This is a genomic window from Bacillus sp. Marseille-Q3570 (genome assembly GCF_946151055.1).
Lineage (GTDB): Bacteria > Bacillota > Bacilli > Bacillales > Fictibacillaceae > Pseudalkalibacillus.
The window spans coordinates 47,416-65,146 of record NZ_CAMGYZ010000016.1 but is presented as its reverse complement, the minus strand read 5'-3'; the positions used below and the strand labels follow the sequence as shown (position 1 = coordinate 65,146).

Genomic DNA, 17,731 nt, shown 5'->3' with positions numbered 1-17,731 from the left:
AAGCAGCCGACCGGCTGCTTCTTTACTTTATACTTCTTAGATTTTTACGTTGATGTCCGCATCTTTCTTCAATTCTTTCACTTTTTGGGCTACCTTTTCTTGCTTCTGTTGTTGTTGCATCTGTTTTTTAAGTTGATCTTTTACTTCCTCATACTTTGGAGCTTGTTTTCCTTGGGCCTCTTTCATTTGGTCGTAATATTTTTTCAACTCTTCCTCAGAGACCTCATCAGCAGGGATTTCTTTTTCAACATAAGTTTCATATTGAATTTGTGCTGCGATCTGTTCTTTCAATTGTTCTTCATTCAGCTTGTTCGTCTTCAATGCTTCCTTGAATTTCTTCTCATCATCAAATTGACCTTTGATCTGATCGATCTGTTTGTTTACTTCATCCTCTGATGCATCATAGCCCTTTGCTTCAGCCTCTTGAACGATCACTTCGAAATCCACAAGACCTGTGACAACTTGTTTTTTCAATTGGTCTGCAACTTCTTTAGATGTAGGATCTTGTCCCATTTGTTGATACTGCATTTGCATTTGGCCTAATGCCCGGTTGAAATCTGCCCCTTTGATTTCTTCATCATTGACAGTAGCAACCACTTTATTTTCATCAACTTGTTGTTCTTCCATCTTTTTCTGCATTTCTTCCATTTGTTCAGTTTTTTCTTTATTCTCTTTGTCCTTTTGTTGACCTTCTTTGTTTTCGTTACCTTTACTCTCTTCATTACCGCCACATGCTGCTAAAGCGAATGCAAACAGGGCGACTAAAGCTGTATACATGATTTTTTTCAAGGAAAATTCCCCTTTCACACGAATGTTGTTATTCCTCAATTGAAAGCTGAGGTAACTTTTGAACCCCTCATTCTACACTCTTCGAACAAGGTTAAGCATTTTGCTTCCATATGGTAGATTTTACAAAAAGAAATATCTTATACCAAATATTCGTCCATTTGGTCCCCAATGTTAGTACAGATTCCGAAAAAAGTAAAATCAAAAGCTGTTTTCTAAAGGCTGTTTTCTAAAAGATTGTTGCTCTTGAACGACGTTGATTTCCGCTCCAGGATGCTCGCTTTCCACGGGGCGTGCGGTGAGCTCACTCGTCGCCCTGCTACCTCAGGAGTCTCCTTTTCAAGGAAGCATTTGTGCACCTGCGTCTACAAGAAAGTCCTGTCGAAGCGAGCTTCCTCGTCGCATGCCTTGCGAGGAGATTATGCAGGTAGTAGGCACGCTGATCCCGCACCTTGCTCTCCAATCAACTTGCACAAGGTGATTTATTGAAAAAATTCAAAAGCAGAAGAAATATACCAGACTCCTGCGGGACCCAAATAGCCTTATGAATTCACGTTATAAATTCTTACCGATTTCTTTTTCAAAATGTGTTGACATTCGTATAGAAATAAAGTAATTTAGTATCAATTGATTAACTTTGAATAAACATACATTTAAATAAATAAAAATACACAACAAGGAGTGGAGCTTAATGAGCAAAGGGAAAGTGGTTTTAGCTTATTCAGGTGGGTTGGATACTTCTGTATCGATCAAATGGATACAAGAAAAATACGGTTATGATGTAATTGCACTTGGTTTAGACGTAGGTGAAGGGAAAGACTTAGAAACAATCAAAAACAAGGCACTGAGCGTAGGTGCTGTCAAATCGATCGTAGTTGATGCGAAGGACCTTTTAGCAAAAGAATACTTAATGCCTGCATTGAAATCGAATTGTCTGTATGAAGGAAAGTATCCGTTATCCTCTGCCTTATCCCGTCCCCTTATTTCGAAGCTTTTGGTGGAAGTTGCTGAACAGGAAGGTGCAGTGGCAGTTGCACACGGCTGTACTGGAAAAGGGAATGATCAGGTACGATTCGAAGTTTCCATCCAGGCTTTGAATCCAGATCTACAAGTGATTGCCCCTGTCCGTGAATGGGGAATGACACGTGATGAAGAAATTGCATATGCAGCAGAGAAAGGAATTCCGATCCCGGTCAATCTCGACAATCCTTTTTCAATCGATGCTAATATTTGGGGCCGCGCTTGTGAAGCGGGGGTCCTTGAAGATCCATGGGCGGAGGCGCCAGAGAATGCGTATGATTGGACGAATCCTATCGAGATGACGCCTAATGAGCCTGAATATCTCGAAATCGATTTTGAAGAAGGCGTACCTGTCGCTCTTAATGGTGAAAAGACACCGATCGTCGAGTTGATTGAAACATTGAACGAAATCGGCGGAAAACATGGGTACGGTCGAATCGACCATATTGAAAATCGTCTTGTCGGAATCAAATCCCGAGAAGTGTATGAGAACCCTGCTGCGTTGCTGTTGATCAATGCACATAAAGAGCTTGAATTCTTGACGTTACCTCGTGAGGTCACACAATTCAAGCCACAGGTGGAGCAACAGATGGCGAAGCTCGTGTATGAAGGACTTTGGTATTCCCCTATACGTTCTGCATTAGAGGCTTTCATCAATGAAACCCAAAAGGTTGTCAGCGGAACGGTCAAAGTAAAGCTTTTTAAAGGTAACGCAACAGTTGTGGCACGTAAATCAAGTCATAGTTTATATAACGAGCAGTTAGCGACCTATTCAGAAGGAGATCTCTTTGATCACAATGCTGCTGTAGGCTTCATCAAACTATGGGGGCTCTCTACAAAAGTACATGCAGAAGTGAATAAGAAGCCGAGTCTTAAGGCGGTAAGTAAGGAGAAATTGTATGGCTAAGCTTTGGGGCGGCCGTTTTACGAAAGAAACCAATGAGCTTGTTGAAAAATTCACAGCCTCCATTGAATTCGATCAACAGCTTGCATTAGAGGATATAGAAGGAAGTCTCGCGCATGTCCAGATGCTTTCGGAATGTAAGATCATTTCACTTGAAGAAGCTGGAACGATCAAAAACGGTCTCGAAACATTAAAGAAAAAAATCGAGAATGAAGAGCTTGAATATGCGGTTGAACATGAAGACATCCATATGAATATCGAAAAGCACTTGATTGATGAAATCGGTACTGTAGGTGGGAAACTGCACACAGGGCGCAGCCGGAATGATCAGGTCGCAACGGATATGCACTTATATTTGAAAACGAAGACGACTGAGATCATCCAGCTTGTCGAACAGGTCCAACACTCGATCTTGGTACAATCTAAGGCGAATGTTGATACCATTTTACCTGGTTATACACATCTACAGCGTGCACAGCCGATTTCATTCGCCCATCATCTGATGGCCTATTTCTGGATGTTCGAGCGAGACAAGGAACGATTGGTCGATAGTTTGAAAAGAGTGAATGTCCTTCCACTCGGAGCTGGTGCGCTGGCTGGTACGACGTTCTCAATCAATCGGGAGAGAGTGGCTGAAATCCTTGAGTTCGATTCGATCTATCCGAACAGTATGGATGCGGTAAGCGACAGAGACTTCATTTTAGAGTTTCTCTCGAATGCTTCAATCATGATGACGCATATATCTCGCCTTTCAGAAGAAATGGTGATCTGGTCGAGTCAGGAATTCGGTTTCATTGAATTGGATGATTCTTTCTGTACCGGCTCAAGCATCATGCCGCAAAAAAAGAACCCTGACGTTCCAGAGCTTTTACGGGCGAAAACTGGACGTACGTATGGGAACCTTATGGGTTTGTTGACTGTCTTGAAAGGCTTGCCTTTAGCGTATAACAAGGATATGCAGGAAGATAAGGAAGGGATGTTCGATACGGTCAAAACGTTGGATGGATCATTGAAGCTTCTGGCACCGATGATTGAAACGATGACGGTGAATACAGGCGCGATGCGAAAGGCTGTGACTGAAGACTATTCGAATGCCACTGATCTGGCTGACTACCTCGTTACGAAAGGGTTGCCTTTCCGTGAGGCTCATGCGATCATCGGCCAAATCGTCCTTTACGCAATCCAACAGAAGAAATATCTCTCAGACCTTAAGTTCGAAGTCTATCAGGAATTCAGTCCATTATTTGAAGAGGATATCTATGAGGTCCTTTCACCAGAAAACGTCGTTGCTGCGAGAAACAGTACAGGCGGGACGGGACAAACAGAAGTCAAGAAACAGATTGAACTCGCTGAAACAAAACTGAAGAGCGTAGAGAAGGTATAAAAAAAGGGTGACCCAACGTAGTAAACGAGGGGGTCGCCCTTTTTTAGTCTTTAATCACTGAGTAAATCACGACATTAGAATGAGCTTATACGGACAGTACTACGTATTTTTAAGCTGCCAGAGTCCGTATAAACCTTTCATACGGACAATAATACGCAATTTTGACCAACCCTAGTCCGTATAAGTCTCTGATATGGTTATCGCGACAAGTTTCCGGAAAATCGCAACAGGTTCCAGGAAAATCACAACATAATTTCATATAATCACGACAAAACGTGAAACTATTACGACCAATACTGATATCCTTTATATCGTATAAGGAGAGATCAGAAAGATGATCATCAAAGTATGAAAGAGGGCGAAATAACCGAATTCCTGATAGAGATTCCAGTGGTTTTTCCTTACCAGTCTTGTGAATAACATACTTAGAAGGACAAGTACGATCGGAATTACTACCGAATGCATTTGAAACGATAAGTAAATAGGTGAAAAGGTTTCAAACATCGGTGTGAAAAACCGCTGCAACAAGAAATATTGAAAAATGGTGAATAAACCGATCGCGCTGTATCGAACCCAGCTGCGGCGCTGTTCTATCGCATCTTCATTCCAGAATGAAACACAGAATAGGAAAATGATTGCAGGGGCAAGCCACATGACGGCAACTAATAATAGAATCAGTCCATATGGCAGCTTCGCCATCCCTGTATAGAAGCCATTCACCCAATCAGATGCTTGTAGTCTTCCACCTTTTTCGACAAGTTCAGGGTGATCTGAAACGGCCATGATCTTAGCGCTTTTTCCTCTTGTATCCAGCCAGAAAAGTTCACCTTCATCCACATAGACGTGATTCTTTGATACAGAGGTTGAGGTGCTGATGTGACTTGCAAGCCATTTTCCATCATCCTCAGGTAAGGCTCGATAAACGTTCCAACTTTCAATTTTCGGTTTGATCATGCTTCTGATCGATAAGTATATTTCTGGACCATTCTCAGTGATGACAAGGTTCATATTGTCGAACACCCGCTGCCTGCTATTCGTAAAAGTATCGTAGACTCGAATTTCATTAAAAGAAGGTTCTTCTTGTGCCGTTTTGAAAAGATTGTAATGTCCTCTGACGATAATCGTGCCGCCATGGGCCTGGCCTGTTTGGTAGATAAGGTGCAGTCCATCTTCATTTTCAGCGAGATCGATATCTGTCACATTCTCCCCGCTTATGGAATTGATATCGAATTTCAATGATTCGTTAACGTTTTCTTCATCAGTTTTATATACCGATACTTGAGTGGTATATTCATCTATTTTACTTGTTACTGCAAAAAGTCCTTTCTGATCACTTGCAAATACATTAGAGACTGGCTGATCAGTTATTACCAGCTGCTCTGAAGTATTGGTTGTAGAATCAAGCTTAAAAATCATATCTTTTTTCCAATAATAGAGATGAGTATCAGAGGCTTCGAAACCATCTACCTTGTCAACGATCGTCTGTTTCTCTTTCCCATCGAAATAAGTCAACGCTTGATCTTCAATAAAATAGGCAGTATTGTTCTTTGCCCATATAGTAGCCGTTAGACCTACCTCAATCGGAAGCGTTTCTTTATGTGTCACTTCCAATTTTTCATTGACATGGACGTTCGCGAGCTTGCCATTTTCATTAAAGTGTATATCATAACCGGAATCGACTTTATTAGCTGTAAGGATCTTCCCGTTCACCCCATCGACAATTTCTGTATTGCGACTGAGACCATCCGGAGTCAGATCCCGTTCCTTCATTGCATGGTGAAAAGTCAACAACCCGATTAATAGGAAAAGAAGAATCACGGGTAAATAGATTGTGCGTTTTTTCTTAACATGTTGAACCACTACCATCCCCCCTTTTGGTGTGTTCCAAAATATGTATGTTTTTTGTTACATCGTATCATACGGTTTAGAAGAATAATAGTTTCATTTTTACATATAGAAAAGGGATCATTCGTATGAAGAAGAAAGTACATATAAGGAAGCATAAAGGAGAAGTCTTAATATGAGTCATTTGATTATGTTGAGCAATATCGACGAACATCTAGATGAAGAGTTGGAGAAAAGGATCAGGCAAATTGTCTCAGGGAAAGGTTCTAAATTAGGATATATCCCATCACAATACGATGCAACAAAACATTACTTCAATCGTATGAAACCGAATTTGCAACGGTTTGGTTTTGATCAATTTGTTTATTTTGATATCGATAAAGAATATGAACCCGAAAACCTGGAAGCGTTATCGTCTTGCGATGCGATTTATTTATCTGGTGGAAATACATATTATTTTTTGAAAAATCTACGTTCGAGGAACATGATGTCTTTTCTACAGGACTTTGTAAAAACCGGTGGCGTCTTGATCGGGGTAAGTGCAGGTGCGATGATGATGTCGCCGACAATCGAGGTTGCGCAATTTTTGGATCCAAACGATGTCCGACTTACTGATTTTGAGGCACTCAACTTAGCTCAGCTTCATTTCTTACCACATTTTATAGACCGGATTTGTATGACAGAAGAGTTGGAAACATTCATGACCCGTTCATCAATACCTCTGTACGTATGTCAGGATCGAGCGGGTATTGTGATCGAAAAAGGAAAACTGAAATGTTACGGGAAAATAAGAAGAGCTGACTTCAGAGTCGATGAAAAATACAAGGGTTAGTGAATCGGCTTAGGACGTAGACGGAGAATAAAATCAATCTAGAGGCGGAGGGAAATCCAATCTGTTGACCGGTTAATAAACAAAGGGAATTCCGTAAACTAAGAGTAACAAAACAAACTCGAAAAGGGAGCGGATTCCATGTTTAACTTCTACGAAATCGAAAAGATCATCATTGAAATGACAAGAAAGAATAAAAGAAGATAAGGATTACAAAAGAGGGTGACCCAAAAGTGACTGCACTTTTGGGTCTTTTTTATGTGCAATCTGCTGTGGGGTATGTATAGGACCTTTTGATACCAGCAACCGTAATGTTTGACGTCATTACACCATACCTTATATACTAATATTCAAAAGAACGTTTGAATGAAAAGGTGAGAGGTGAATAAAGTGGCGAAAGACGATGTTTGTAAAGTCAATTGTGTGCATGAAGATAAAGTGAATCGGATAAAAGCTGATATAGAAGGAAAAGATACCATGTCAGCGGCGAAAGTTTTCAAAGCCTTATCCGATGATACACGAATCAAAATCGCTTATGCATTATCAATCGAGGAAGAACTATGCGTATGCGATGTATCAAATATCGTTGATTGTACAGTTGCAACGGCTTCCCACCATCTGAGATTGCTTCGGAATATGGGACTTGCAAAATATCGGAAAGTCGGAAAGCTGGTGTACTACTCATTGGATGATGATCATGTAAGGCAAATAATACAGACAGCATTCTCTCATTTAGAGGAGGGGAAGCATCTTGCAACAAGCTAAGGTGAATGAAACGAAACAGCACATCTATAGGATCTCAGGATTCACCTGAGCAAACTGTGCCAAAAAGTTCGAAACGAACGTAAAACGCCTGGATGGTGTTTTGGATGCAAAAGTGAATTTTACAGCTTCAAAGCTTACAGTTATAGGTGACACAAATGTAAATGAGATTGAAAAGGCAGGGGCTTTTGAAAACCTGAAGGTCCGCCCTGACCATTTGAAGGAAGAAGAGAAGAAAGAACCGTTTTTGAAACGTCATTGGAATGTCGTTTTGGCAGGAATTCTTTTGATTGTCGGATGGATGATCAGTTTTGGATACGGGGAAGGATCATTATTAGCTAATGGCTTTTATGCAGGATCCATCCTTGTGGGGGGATATCGTTTATTCCAGGCAGGTTTTAGAAACCTGCTTCGTCTTGATTTCGATATGAGGACGCTCATGACAATCGCAATCATCGGAGCTGCTTTGATCGGTGAATGGGGTGAAGGGGCCATGGTTGTCATCCTTTTCGCAATCAGTGAAATCCTTGAAGCTTATTCGATGGAAAAAGCACGTCAGTCAATCCGTGGATTGATGGAAATCGCCCCAAAGGAAGCGACTGTCCTGCGAAACAATCAGGAAATGACAATCCCTGTAGAGGACGTGCAGGTCGGAGATACGATGATTGTTTTACCTGGGCAAAAGCTAGCCATGGATGGAGTCGTTTCGAAAGGCGGATCGTTCGTGAACCAGTCTGCGATAACTGGCGAATCTGTTCCAGTCCATCTATCTGTAGGCGATGAAGCTTTTGCTGGAACATTGAATGAAGATGGCTATTTAGAAGTTGAAGTAACAAAGCGGGTGGAGGATACGACGTTAGCGAAGATCATCCATCTCGTCGAAGAAGCACAAGAAGAGCGGGCTCCATCCCAATCATTTGTAGATCGGTTCGCAAAATATTATACCCCCGCCATCATTTTAGTGGCGATAGGGGTAGCGGTAATTCCGCCATTACTAGGGGGAAGCTGGGAAGAATGGATCTATCAAGGGCTGGCTGTCCTGGTGGTCGGCTGTCCTTGTGCACTCGTGATTTCTACACCTGTTTCCATAGTGACAGCAGTTGGCAATGCTGCACGGAACGGTGTGTTAGTAAAAGGCGGTGTCTATTTAGAGGAAGCTGGGAAGTTGAAATCAATCGCTTTTGATAAAACAGGAACATTGACAAAGGGAATCCCTGAAGTCAACGATATTATTACGCTGGCCGAATACAAGGATTCTGAAATTATCCGGATTGCTGCTTTTCTTGAAAGCAGCTCGCAGCACCCTTTAGCCTCTGCAATCCTGAAGAAAGCTGAAGAGATGGGTATTGAGAAGCAAACAGATGATGATATCGAGAATTTTCAATCGCTTACCGGTAAGGGTATAAAAGGAACGATCAATCAGACTGTATACTATGCTGGAAGTCTTGCATTATTTACTGATGATATGAATATACAACCTGAAAGTGATACACACATCATCATCGATCGACTTCGTTCTGAAGGGAAAACCGTACTGGCGGTCGGGACAGAAGAGCATCTGCTTGCGCTCGTTGCAGTAGCGGATACAATACGCGATGAAAGTGCCGAAGTCGTGAAAGCACTTCATGATCTGAATATCACAAATACGATCATGCTTACTGGGGACCATCAGCTGACAGCAAACAGCATCGGGCAGCAAATCAACATTTCTACCATAAAAGCAGAACTGCTTCCTGAAGAAAAATTAAATTACATTAAAGAATATGAACAGCGGTTTGGGAAAGTCGCGATGGTCGGGGATGGTGTAAATGACGCTCCTGCCCTTGCGTCCTCTACCGTCGGAATTGCCATGGGCGGTGCTGGTACAGATACAGCCATCGAAACAGCGGATATCGCTTTGATGGGAGATGACTTGCGCAAACTTCCATATACCATTAAGCTTAGCAGAAAAACGCTTTCGATCATCAAGCAGAACATCGCCTTTTCGATCGGAGTAAAGCTGTTGGCGCTTTTACTTGTCGTGCCAGGCTGGCTGACCCTGTGGATTGCCATCTTTGCAGATATGGGCGCAACCCTTCTTGTTACATTGAATGGATTAAGACTGCTAAGAGTTAAAGAATAAGTACTTTTCTAAAAATTTGAGGTTGTTTTGATGTCTTTTCTGGTTTAGATGAATGTTGTGAGGATCGTAACGAACACCAGAGCCGTTAATTGTGCTAAAATACGGTGTTTCAGAATTTTGGCGGGCACCAGGGCCGTTAATTGTGACAAAATGAGTTGTTTTTATTAGGTTTTAGCGAAATAAAAGCACTGGTGTCCGTTAAGTTTGTAAATTTCCAATATATTGCCCAAATAAGGTCTCCTGTGTCCGTTAACGATTGTTCCTTCAACAAGGTGTCTTGATGTTACGCCCATCTTCAGCACTTATAGTACAACCTCTCACGTTTTCTTTATGAAACATGTATTGTACAATAGAGGTGTTAATAAGGTGATTTGCATCTTCAGAGAAAATGTTGTAATATACCTATACGGGTATTATTGAACATTGAAATAAAGGAGGTTGTACCTCGTGGAATATAATGATCAAATGAAAAACCGCGTAAAACGTATTGAAGGACAAGTACGCGGTGTTCTTAAAATGATGGAAGAAGAAAAAGATTGTAAAGATATAGTGACACAAATGTCAGCTATCAGAAGTGCGTTGGACCGTACAATAGGTCTGGTCGTTGGAACAAACCTCGAACAGTGTGTGAGAGAGCAACTGGATAAAGGTGAAAACACGGACGATCTTATTAAAGAAGCAGTCAATCTACTTGTCAAAAGCAGATGAAAATTCAGGTGTTGACATTCATTTGAATGCGTAGTAGTATACCCTTAGGGGTATAAAACAACACCTTTTTATTTTTAAGAAAAATAATACCTATACGGGTATATGTATAAACTTTTTAAGGAGGAATAACGATGACAGAAGTAAAAAAAGACAAGACTACAATTGTATTATTCAGTGGAGACCTTGATAAGGCCATTGCGGCTTATATCATTGCGAATGGTGCTGCGGCCTATGACCATGAGGTGACAATCTTCCATACATTCTGGGGATTGAATGCACTACGTAAAGACGAACAGGTGCCAGTGAAAAAAGGAATGCTTGAAAAGATGTTCGGTAAGATGATGCCTCGCGGGGCAAAGAAACTAGGCTTATCTAAAATGAACATGGCTGGTATGGGACCGAAAATGATCAAGCATGTTATGAAAAAGCATAATGCCATGTCTCTTCCGGAACTTGTGGAAATGGCTCAAGAACAAGGTGTCAATCTTGTCGCATGTACAATGACAATGGATCTTTTAGGTCTTCAAAAAGAAGAACTGCTGGATGATATCAACTATGCCGGAGTTGCAGCTTACCTTGGAGAAGCAAACGAAGGGAAAGTAAATCTCTTTATTTAGTTTTGTTTGAAATAATACCCTACGAGGTATAGTATCTGCAAATCGCCAAAAGGAGGTAACTCATGTTTGGATTCAACAGTGTTAAAACGATCACTCCAGAAGAAGTCGATAAGAAGCGAAAAGAAATCAAAGATATTAGTATCATCGACGTACGAGAAGATGAAGAAGTAGCAAACGGAATGATTCCAGGGGCGAAACATATTCCTCTTGGTGAAATTTCAGACCGTACGAATGAGATTCCTAAAGATAAGGAACACATCATGGTATGTCGTTCAGGAAACCGAAGCGGGAAGGCTGCAAAGTTTCTTGAGGGAGAAGGGTATTCCGTCTTTAATATGAAAGGCGGCTTGATGAATTGGAATGGAGAATTATCAAATCGTTAATCACTCAGAAGGAGGCTTCACACATGATTAATACAGACAAAGTATTGGATGCGAAAGGACTTGCATGTCCAATGCCGATTGTAAAAACGAAAAAGACGATTGGAGAAATGGAAGCAGGTCAGGTCCTGGAAGTCCAAGCGACAGATAAAGGATCGACTGCGGATATTGCGAGCTGGGCGAAATCGACAGGTCATCAATACCTTGGCACAAAGGAAGAAGGAGATGTCCTGAAGCACTATCTTCGCAAAGCAAGCCCAGAAGAGACAAAAGAAGAAACCAATTATCCTCATGTCATCCAGAATGATGAATTGAAAACGAAGCTTGAAGAAGGCGGCATCGTCTTGGATGTCCGTGAACCTGCAGAGTATGCATTCAGCCGTATCCCTGGAGCGAAATCCATTCCATTAGGCGAATTGGAGGACCGTTTGGATGAGTTGAATAAAGAAGACGACATCTATGTTGTCTGCAGAACAGGAAATCGTAGTGACCGTGCATCCCAATTGTTGTCAGATAAAGGTTTTGCAAAAGTGAAAAACGTTATTCCTGGAATGTCCGAGTGGGATGGTCCCACTGAAAAAGAAGATTAAGGGGGTAGTTTAAAAATGGCTATTAAAGAAATGACCGCAAAAGAAATTACTCAAAAAGTATTGAATAACGAAAAGCTTTTTATTCTTGATGTACGGAACGAAAGTGATTTTAACGATTGGAAAATCGAAGGTGGAGCTGTAGAGATCATCAATATGCCATACTTTGAATTGTTAGAAGGTGTTGATGGTATTCTTGATCAGCTTCCTAAAGACCAAGAAATTTTGGTTGTTTGCGCGAAAGAGAGTTCTTCCAAGTTCGTAGGTGAACAGCTAGTTGAGGCTGGCCTCGAGGATGTTTCTTACTTGCAAGGTGGAATGAAATCCTGGAGCGAGCACCTTGAACCTGTGAAAATTGGTGACTTGAAAGACGGCGGAGCGATCTATCAGTTCGTCCGTATCGGGAAAGGCTGCTTATCTTACCTTATCGAGTCCGACGGTGAAGCGATGATCATCGACAGCAACCGTATGACAGAGCCTTATGAACTGTTTGTCAAAGAAAAAGGGCTTAAGGTGAAACATCTTGCAGATACCCACCTTCATGCGGATCACATTTCCGGCGGCCGCAAGCTTGCTGAAATCTTTGACGCAGAATACTACCTGCCTCCAAAGGACGCGACAGAAGTAACATTCGAGTACAACAAGCTTGAAGAAGGAAATGACCTGACAGTGGGAAACACGACGATAAAAGTCCAACCGATCTACTCACCTGGACATACGATCGGAAGTACGTCATTCATTGTAGATGATCAATATCTACTCACTGGTGATATATTATTCGTAAAATCAATCGGTCGCCCGGACCTTGCAGGAAAAGCGGAAGACTGGGTAAGTGATTTGAGAGACACTTTGTATAGCAAATATAAAGAACTTTCAGATGACCTGGTTGTCCTTCCTGCCCACTTCTCAAAAGTCGAAGAGCTTGGTGAAGATGGATCTGTGAAAGCGAACCTAGGAGATCTTTATAAGGAGAACTCTGGGTTAAATGTGGAAGACGAAGGGGAATTCCGGAAACTTGTAACGGAAAATCTACCACCTCAACCAAATGCTTATCAGGAAATCCGTGAAACGAATATGGGGAAGATCAACCCTGAAACGGAAGAGCAACGTGAAATGGAAATCGGTCCAAACCGTTGTGCAGTTAAAGGTTAATTTGGCGAAACAGTCTTTTCAGAAGACTATATAATCAGGAGGTTTTATAAATGAATTCAGATAAAGTACTAGATGCAAAAGGATTGGCATGTCCAATGCCGATCGTCAAAACAAAAAAGGCGATTGATGAAATCGATTCTGGGCAAGTTCTTGAGATCCACGCAACTGATAAAGGGGCAAAAAGCGACCTTTCTTCTTGGGTGAAATCAGGTGGACACGAACTTCTACAAGATACTGAAGAAGACGGAGTGTTCAAGTTCTGGGTCAAGAAAGCCTAAATAGAAATAGAAGGCTCAATAAAGGGGAAGATGGGTAAAATGCTGCCGATGCATTCCCCTTATTGAGCTTTCTTTTAATTAGGAGGAGAGAAATCATGGATATAGCATTTATCATAACGATATTCTTAATCGGATTTGTCGGTTCATATGTGTCTGGAATGGTAGGGATCGGTGGGTCCATCATCAAATATCCGATGCTCTTATATATCCCGCCATTATTGGGATTCGCAGCGTTCACTTCTCATGAAGTTTCAGGAATCAGTGCAGTACAGGTATTTTTTGCAACAATCGGTGGTGTATGGGCATACCGAAAAGGTGGTTACTTAAATAAACCACTGATCATCTATATGGGTACCGCTGTATTGATCGGGAGCTTCATCGGTGCTTACGGGTCAAGGTTCTTAGACGAAAGTGGGATAAACATTACGTATGGGATTCTTGCGACCATCGCAGCGATAATGATGTTCATCCCGAAAAAAGGCCTTGATGACCAGGCGTTGGATGACGTGCAGTTCAACAAATGGCTTGCTGCGTTCTTGGCTTTGATTGTCGGAATCGGTGCGGGTATCGTTGGCGCTGCTGGAGCATTCATACTTGTACCGATTATGCTCGTCGTATTGAAAATACCGACAAGGATGACGATTGCTACTTCGCTTGCAATCACATTCATCTCTTCGATCGGTTCCACAATCGGGAAAATATCAACCGGTCAAGTGCTTTTGGTTCCTGCGGTCGTAATGGTTGTGGCAAGTCTGATTGCTTCACCATTAGGTGCAAAGACCGGTCAGAAGGTCAATACCAAAATCCTTCAATGGTTTTTGGCGGCCTTGATCGTCGGAACTTCAATCAAAATTTGGCTTGATATATTCAGCTGATTTTACGAGTTTCAATAAAGGTTTCAAGGGCTGGGTGGAAGACTTTCTCGTAATGTCCTTCTGAACAGCTCTTGATAATTACTGTACGCATAAACCCTTCATTGAAACAATCCAATCTTTTATCACATATAGGGCATTTTTCTTGAAGTAATGTTTTCATTCGAGATTCACCCCTATCACTATGGTTGAATTAAATCCTATGTGTTTACTTGGTATTATATGTGGTTTTGAAAAAATTTGCAACGAGGAGAGGTCTTATGTCTGATAAGCGTTTTAAACCTGAAAAAGCGGGGAAGTTGTTCAGTCCTGAAAGACAAAAACTCTTGCCAGTAGAAAAAATCCTGGCATACCTTGATTTGGAGCAGGCTGATAGTGTCGCAGATTTGGGGGCTGGAAATGGGTATTTTACTGTTCCCATGGCCAAAAAGGTGACAACTGTACACGCAGTTGATATCGAACCTCAAATGCTTAATATGCTGAATGATTATGCGGTTGACGAAAATGTCTCCAATATTGAATTCATAACGAGTGATCTTGAAGCAATCAACATGGAAGGCAACAGTGTCAACAAGGTTTTCAGTGCTTTTGTCATGCATGAAATTTCAAATTTAAAGAAGGCTTTTGAAGAAATAAATCGAATTATGATAAAGGGTGGACAGCTTTTTATCCTTGATTGGGAAGTTGAAGAAAATCCTGAGATGGGTCCGCCACCGCATGAGCGTATTTCTTCAGAACGATTTCTTTCACTCTTGCAAGAAAATGGGTTCAAAGGTCAAATGCTGTATCGTGATGGAAAAACATATGGCATTAAAGCCACTATGAATTGAAGGTCCGGAATACAATCAATCGTTTAACCTTGAAGTAAATAGGGAAACTGAATAATACGATACAGGGTATAATGAACCCATAATCAATTAGTAAAAGGAGATGTAGTGGATGTTTCATTATACGGTAAAAACAAATCAATCGATCGATGAAGCTTGCGAAACATTGGAAAAGCAATTGAAGGAAGAGCACTTCGGGGTTCTATGGAACTTTGATCTGAAGAATACCTTGAACAACAAAGGACTAGAATTCGACAGAGATTTCAGGATTTTAGAAGTGTGTAACCCGAAGGAAGCGCAACGTGTTTTGAATCAAAATGTAATGGTCGGCTATTTCCTGCCGTGTAAAATGGTTGTTTATGAAGATGATGGCGTGACGAAGATCGGAATGCCAAAACCGACATCCCTCGTAACGATGGTCGACGATGCACAAATCACCGATATGGCAGAGGATATCGAGAAACGACTGATTGCATGTATGGATAAATCCAGCGTCTAAATTCTGAATGAAGACATATAATGTTTTTGTGTGATTCTTGATCGCGGATTACAAGATAGTTACAATTTTCAGAAACTGTTGATTTTTGCGATGACAACCTGAGATAGTGGTGTTATAATAAAAAAAGGTTTTTAGAAAATGAAAACGCAGGTGCTGCGAACACCTGCGTATCATACGATAAGCTTTTCCCTCAAGGGGACCGGCTTGGACTAGAGTAGACCGTGACCTAAAGTGAGCAGCTCAAGGACGGTCTATTTTTTATACGGGAATGACAATACGCTGATAATCAACGTGGCAAACGAGATGGTAACCATCAACGTTTGAAATACCGTCATTATTACACCACCCCTTTCGAGTGTAGTGCCGACCGTCCTTGAGTACCGAAACTTATCGTATTTATACAATTCTATCATTATTGGTAAAATTTCTCATGATACATATGGACCAGTTATGCGGCGTCCAAACCTACTGCTAGTATGTATGAAAACCTTTTTATAGGCTGAAAGTCGCGGTTGCCGTGTATAGGAGACATAATAGGGTATGGTATCTGTAGACTTCAATATTCTTTATGGAGGGAAAAGTGTGAGTTTACAAAATGAAATCATTAAGGAATTACACATAAAACCAAGCATTTTACCTGAACAAGAAATTGAACGACGCGTCGACTTTTTAAAGGAATATGCGAGAAAGACTGGAATGAAAGGCTATGTCCTCGGAATCAGCGGTGGACAAGACTCTACTCTTGCTGGGAAACTTGCCCAAATCGCTGTTGGACAATTACGTGAAGAAACGGGAGAGAACTACACGTTCATAGCAATGCGGCTGCCTTATGGCGTGCAAAAGGATGAGGATGACGCGCAAAAAGCCCTTGAGTTCATCGGTCCAGATCAAACCGTAACCTTCAATATAAAGGAAGCTGTCGATGCTTCGTATCGTGCGTTCAGGGAAGGCATAGGAGAAGAACTGAGTGACTTTTTGAAAGGGAATACGAAAGCGCGTGAACGTATGAAGGTCCAGTATGATCTTGCAGCGCATCATAATCTTCTGGTGATTGGAACCGATCATGGTGCAGAAGCAGTAACAGGTTTCTTCACGAAGCATGGCGATGGTGCATGTGATATTGCCCCATTATTCGGTCTGAACAAGAGGCAAGGAAAAATGCTGTTGAAACAGATGGGTTCTCCTGAAGCGCTATATACGAAAGTCCCTACTGCGGATCTTGAGGATGACCGTCCTGGACTACCGGATGAAGAAGCACTTGGTATTACCTATGAACAGATTGATGACTATTTAGAGGGTAAAGAAATTGATCCAGAGGCAAAGAATACCCTTGAAAACCATTATTTGAAAACCCGTCATAAGCGTGAAGGAGAAGTTACCCTATACGATGACTGGTGGAAAAGCTGAATAGTTGATAAGCAGAGAAAACCACGGAGAATTTATATTCTTTCCGTGGTTTTTAAATTAAAAAAGCTGTAATGACTTCGAAATTCACTCCCTAACCGAGTTGTACTACCCCGTTAACGGACACAGGAGACGTTATTTGGCCAATATGATGGAAATTTACAAACTTAACGGACATCAGGGACCTTATTTCGCAAATATAAAAGGAAATCAGCTGCTTTGTTCACAAATAACGGCTGTGGTGTCCGTTAAAGTTTCAGAAACAGCGGTTTTGTCACAAATAACGGCTCTGATGTCTGTTAACTTTAATCATGGCTCTTTGTTTCTCGCCCTGGCTCGCTTTTCCCGCAGGAGTGTCGTGGTAAACGCTCTATTGTCGCGAATTTCGCTTAAGAAACCGAAATCAATTTAACAACAATTCAAAAGTATCCGTTAAATTTTCAGAGCATCATATGGATAAGTACGAAAAACAAAAAAAGATAAGCTGCATAGCGGTGGAATCTACGACGCTTGCCGGATGATTTCCGCTTCCGAAGATAACCTGTTAAAAGTAGGGCGGAAAGACCCCCGATGGCGATCATTCCGGATATTCCTTCCCTTGACCACATCAATCCGAATTGCACCATGATTACCACATGCATCAGAAGTGATGTTACTCCCAGGAGGGCAGCAGCGACATGGAATCGTATGTATATCCGAGTGAAAGTAACTAACTTTTTGCGAAAACCAGACCTTCCCGACCGGCTTATCCATTG

General features: G+C 41.5%; 21 protein-coding genes. 16 read left to right on the top strand and 5 right to left on the bottom strand.

Features of this window, described 5'->3' with window-relative positions; translation table 11 throughout:
- Positions 1-36 precede the first annotated feature (36 nt).
- Complete coding sequence (locus tag N8M93_RS18955) at positions 37-789, bottom strand: SurA N-terminal domain-containing protein (protein ID WP_261134204.1); 753 nt, start codon at positions 787-789, stop codon at positions 37-39.
- A 688-nt stretch (positions 790-1,477) separates the two neighbouring features.
- On the opposite strand from N8M93_RS18955, the gene N8M93_RS18950 reads away from it, so the two are divergent.
- On the top strand, positions 1,478-2,713 hold the full coding sequence (locus N8M93_RS18950; RefSeq protein ID WP_261134203.1) for an argininosuccinate synthase: 1,236 nt from the start codon (positions 1,478-1,480) through the stop codon (positions 2,711-2,713).
- On the top strand, positions 2,706-4,094 hold the full coding sequence (gene argH / locus N8M93_RS18945) for an argininosuccinate lyase (RefSeq protein ID WP_261134202.1): 1,389 nt from the start codon (positions 2,706-2,708) through the stop codon (positions 4,092-4,094). The genes N8M93_RS18950 and argH overlap by 8 nt, the downstream gene beginning before the upstream one ends.
- Before the next feature lie 306 nt (positions 4,095-4,400).
- Here argH and N8M93_RS18940 read toward each other — a convergent pair whose 3' ends face one another.
- On the bottom strand, positions 4,401-5,954 hold the full coding sequence (locus N8M93_RS18940; protein ID WP_261134201.1) for a hypothetical protein: 1,554 nt from the start codon (positions 5,952-5,954) through the stop codon (positions 4,401-4,403).
- Positions 5,955-6,114: 160 nt separating this feature from the next.
- Between N8M93_RS18940 and N8M93_RS18935 the strand changes: the two genes are divergently transcribed.
- The 10 genes from N8M93_RS18935 (at position 6,115) to N8M93_RS18890 (ending at position 14,249) form a co-directional block, all read left to right on the top strand.
- Entirely contained in the window at positions 6,115-6,771 is a 657-nt protein-coding gene (locus N8M93_RS18935; protein ID WP_261134200.1) for a Type 1 glutamine amidotransferase-like domain-containing protein, read from the top strand.
- 387 nt (positions 6,772-7,158) lie between these two features.
- On the top strand, positions 7,159-7,533 hold the full coding sequence (locus N8M93_RS18930; protein WP_261134199.1) for a metalloregulator ArsR/SmtB family transcription factor: 375 nt from the start codon (positions 7,159-7,161) through the stop codon (positions 7,531-7,533).
- Positions 7,520-9,652 carry a heavy metal translocating P-type ATPase gene (locus N8M93_RS18925; protein WP_314728312.1) on the top strand — a complete coding sequence of 711 codons (2,133 nt, stop codon included), beginning with the start codon at positions 7,520-7,522 and terminating at the stop codon, positions 9,650-9,652. The genes N8M93_RS18930 and N8M93_RS18925 overlap by 14 nt, the downstream gene beginning before the upstream one ends.
- A 447-nt stretch (positions 9,653-10,099) precedes the next feature.
- Positions 10,100-10,360: a metal-sensitive transcriptional regulator gene (locus N8M93_RS18920; protein ID WP_261134198.1), complete on the top strand. Its 261-nt coding sequence runs from the start codon at positions 10,100-10,102 to the stop codon at positions 10,358-10,360.
- Positions 10,361-10,491: 131 nt separating this feature from the next.
- On the top strand, positions 10,492-10,977 hold the full coding sequence (locus tag N8M93_RS18915) for a DsrE/DsrF/DrsH-like family protein (protein WP_261134197.1): 486 nt from the start codon (positions 10,492-10,494) through the stop codon (positions 10,975-10,977).
- Positions 10,978-11,039: 62 nt separating this feature from the next.
- On the top strand, positions 11,040-11,360 hold the full coding sequence (locus N8M93_RS18910; protein WP_261134195.1) for a rhodanese-like domain-containing protein: 321 nt from the start codon (positions 11,040-11,042) through the stop codon (positions 11,358-11,360).
- Positions 11,361-11,383: 23 nt separating this feature from the next.
- Positions 11,384-11,947 (top strand): sulfurtransferase TusA family protein, encoded by a 564-nt coding sequence (locus N8M93_RS18905; protein WP_261134194.1) that lies wholly within the window; start codon positions 11,384-11,386, stop codon positions 11,945-11,947.
- A 15-nt stretch (positions 11,948-11,962) separates the two neighbouring features.
- Positions 11,963-13,096: an MBL fold metallo-hydrolase gene (locus tag N8M93_RS18900; protein WP_261134193.1), complete on the top strand. Its 1,134-nt coding sequence runs from the start codon at positions 11,963-11,965 to the stop codon at positions 13,094-13,096.
- A 50-nt stretch (positions 13,097-13,146) separates the two neighbouring features.
- Positions 13,147-13,374, top strand: a complete 228-nt coding sequence (locus tag N8M93_RS18895; RefSeq protein ID WP_261134192.1) for a sulfurtransferase TusA family protein — start codon at positions 13,147-13,149, stop codon at positions 13,372-13,374.
- Positions 13,375-13,469: 95 nt separating this feature from the next.
- Complete coding sequence (locus N8M93_RS18890; RefSeq protein WP_261134191.1) at positions 13,470-14,249, top strand: sulfite exporter TauE/SafE family protein; 780 nt, start codon at positions 13,470-13,472, stop codon at positions 14,247-14,249.
- On the opposite strand, the gene N8M93_RS18885 is transcribed toward N8M93_RS18890, so the two are convergent.
- Complete coding sequence (locus N8M93_RS18885) at positions 14,242-14,409, bottom strand: hypothetical protein (protein ID WP_261134190.1); 168 nt, start codon at positions 14,407-14,409, stop codon at positions 14,242-14,244. The genes N8M93_RS18890 and N8M93_RS18885 overlap by 8 nt on opposite strands.
- 97 nt (positions 14,410-14,506) lie before the next feature.
- Here N8M93_RS18885 and N8M93_RS18880 point away from each other — a divergent pair, with 97 nt between their 5' ends.
- Together N8M93_RS18880 and N8M93_RS18875 are read left to right on the top strand one after the other, a co-directional pair.
- Positions 14,507-15,076 carry a class I SAM-dependent methyltransferase gene (locus tag N8M93_RS18880; protein WP_261134189.1) on the top strand — a complete coding sequence of 190 codons (570 nt, stop codon included), beginning with the start codon at positions 14,507-14,509 and terminating at the stop codon, positions 15,074-15,076.
- Between the two features lie 109 nt (positions 15,077-15,185).
- Complete coding sequence (locus N8M93_RS18875; RefSeq protein WP_261134188.1) at positions 15,186-15,572, top strand: DUF302 domain-containing protein; 387 nt, start codon at positions 15,186-15,188, stop codon at positions 15,570-15,572.
- A 251-nt stretch (positions 15,573-15,823) separates the two neighbouring features.
- Here N8M93_RS18875 and N8M93_RS22925 read toward each other — a convergent pair whose 3' ends face one another.
- Positions 15,824-15,907, bottom strand: a complete 84-nt coding sequence (locus N8M93_RS22925) for a putative holin-like toxin (RefSeq protein ID WP_369010071.1) — start codon at positions 15,905-15,907, stop codon at positions 15,824-15,826.
- A 247-nt stretch (positions 15,908-16,154) separates the two neighbouring features.
- Here N8M93_RS22925 and nadE point away from each other — a divergent pair, with 247 nt between their 5' ends.
- Entirely contained in the window at positions 16,155-16,979 is an 825-nt protein-coding gene (nadE, locus tag N8M93_RS18870; protein WP_261134187.1) for an ammonia-dependent NAD(+) synthetase, read from the top strand.
- 136 nt (positions 16,980-17,115) lie between these two features.
- Positions 17,116-17,388, top strand: a complete 273-nt coding sequence (locus N8M93_RS18865; protein WP_261134186.1) for a hypothetical protein — start codon at positions 17,116-17,118, stop codon at positions 17,386-17,388.
- A gap of 28 nt (positions 17,389-17,416) precedes the next feature.
- Here the strand turns inward: N8M93_RS18865 and N8M93_RS18860 are convergent, their stop codons facing one another.
- Positions 17,417-17,617, bottom strand: coding sequence for a hypothetical protein (locus N8M93_RS18860; RefSeq protein WP_261134185.1), 201 nt, complete (start codon positions 17,615-17,617; stop codon positions 17,417-17,419).
- Positions 17,618-17,731 lie beyond the last annotated feature (114 nt).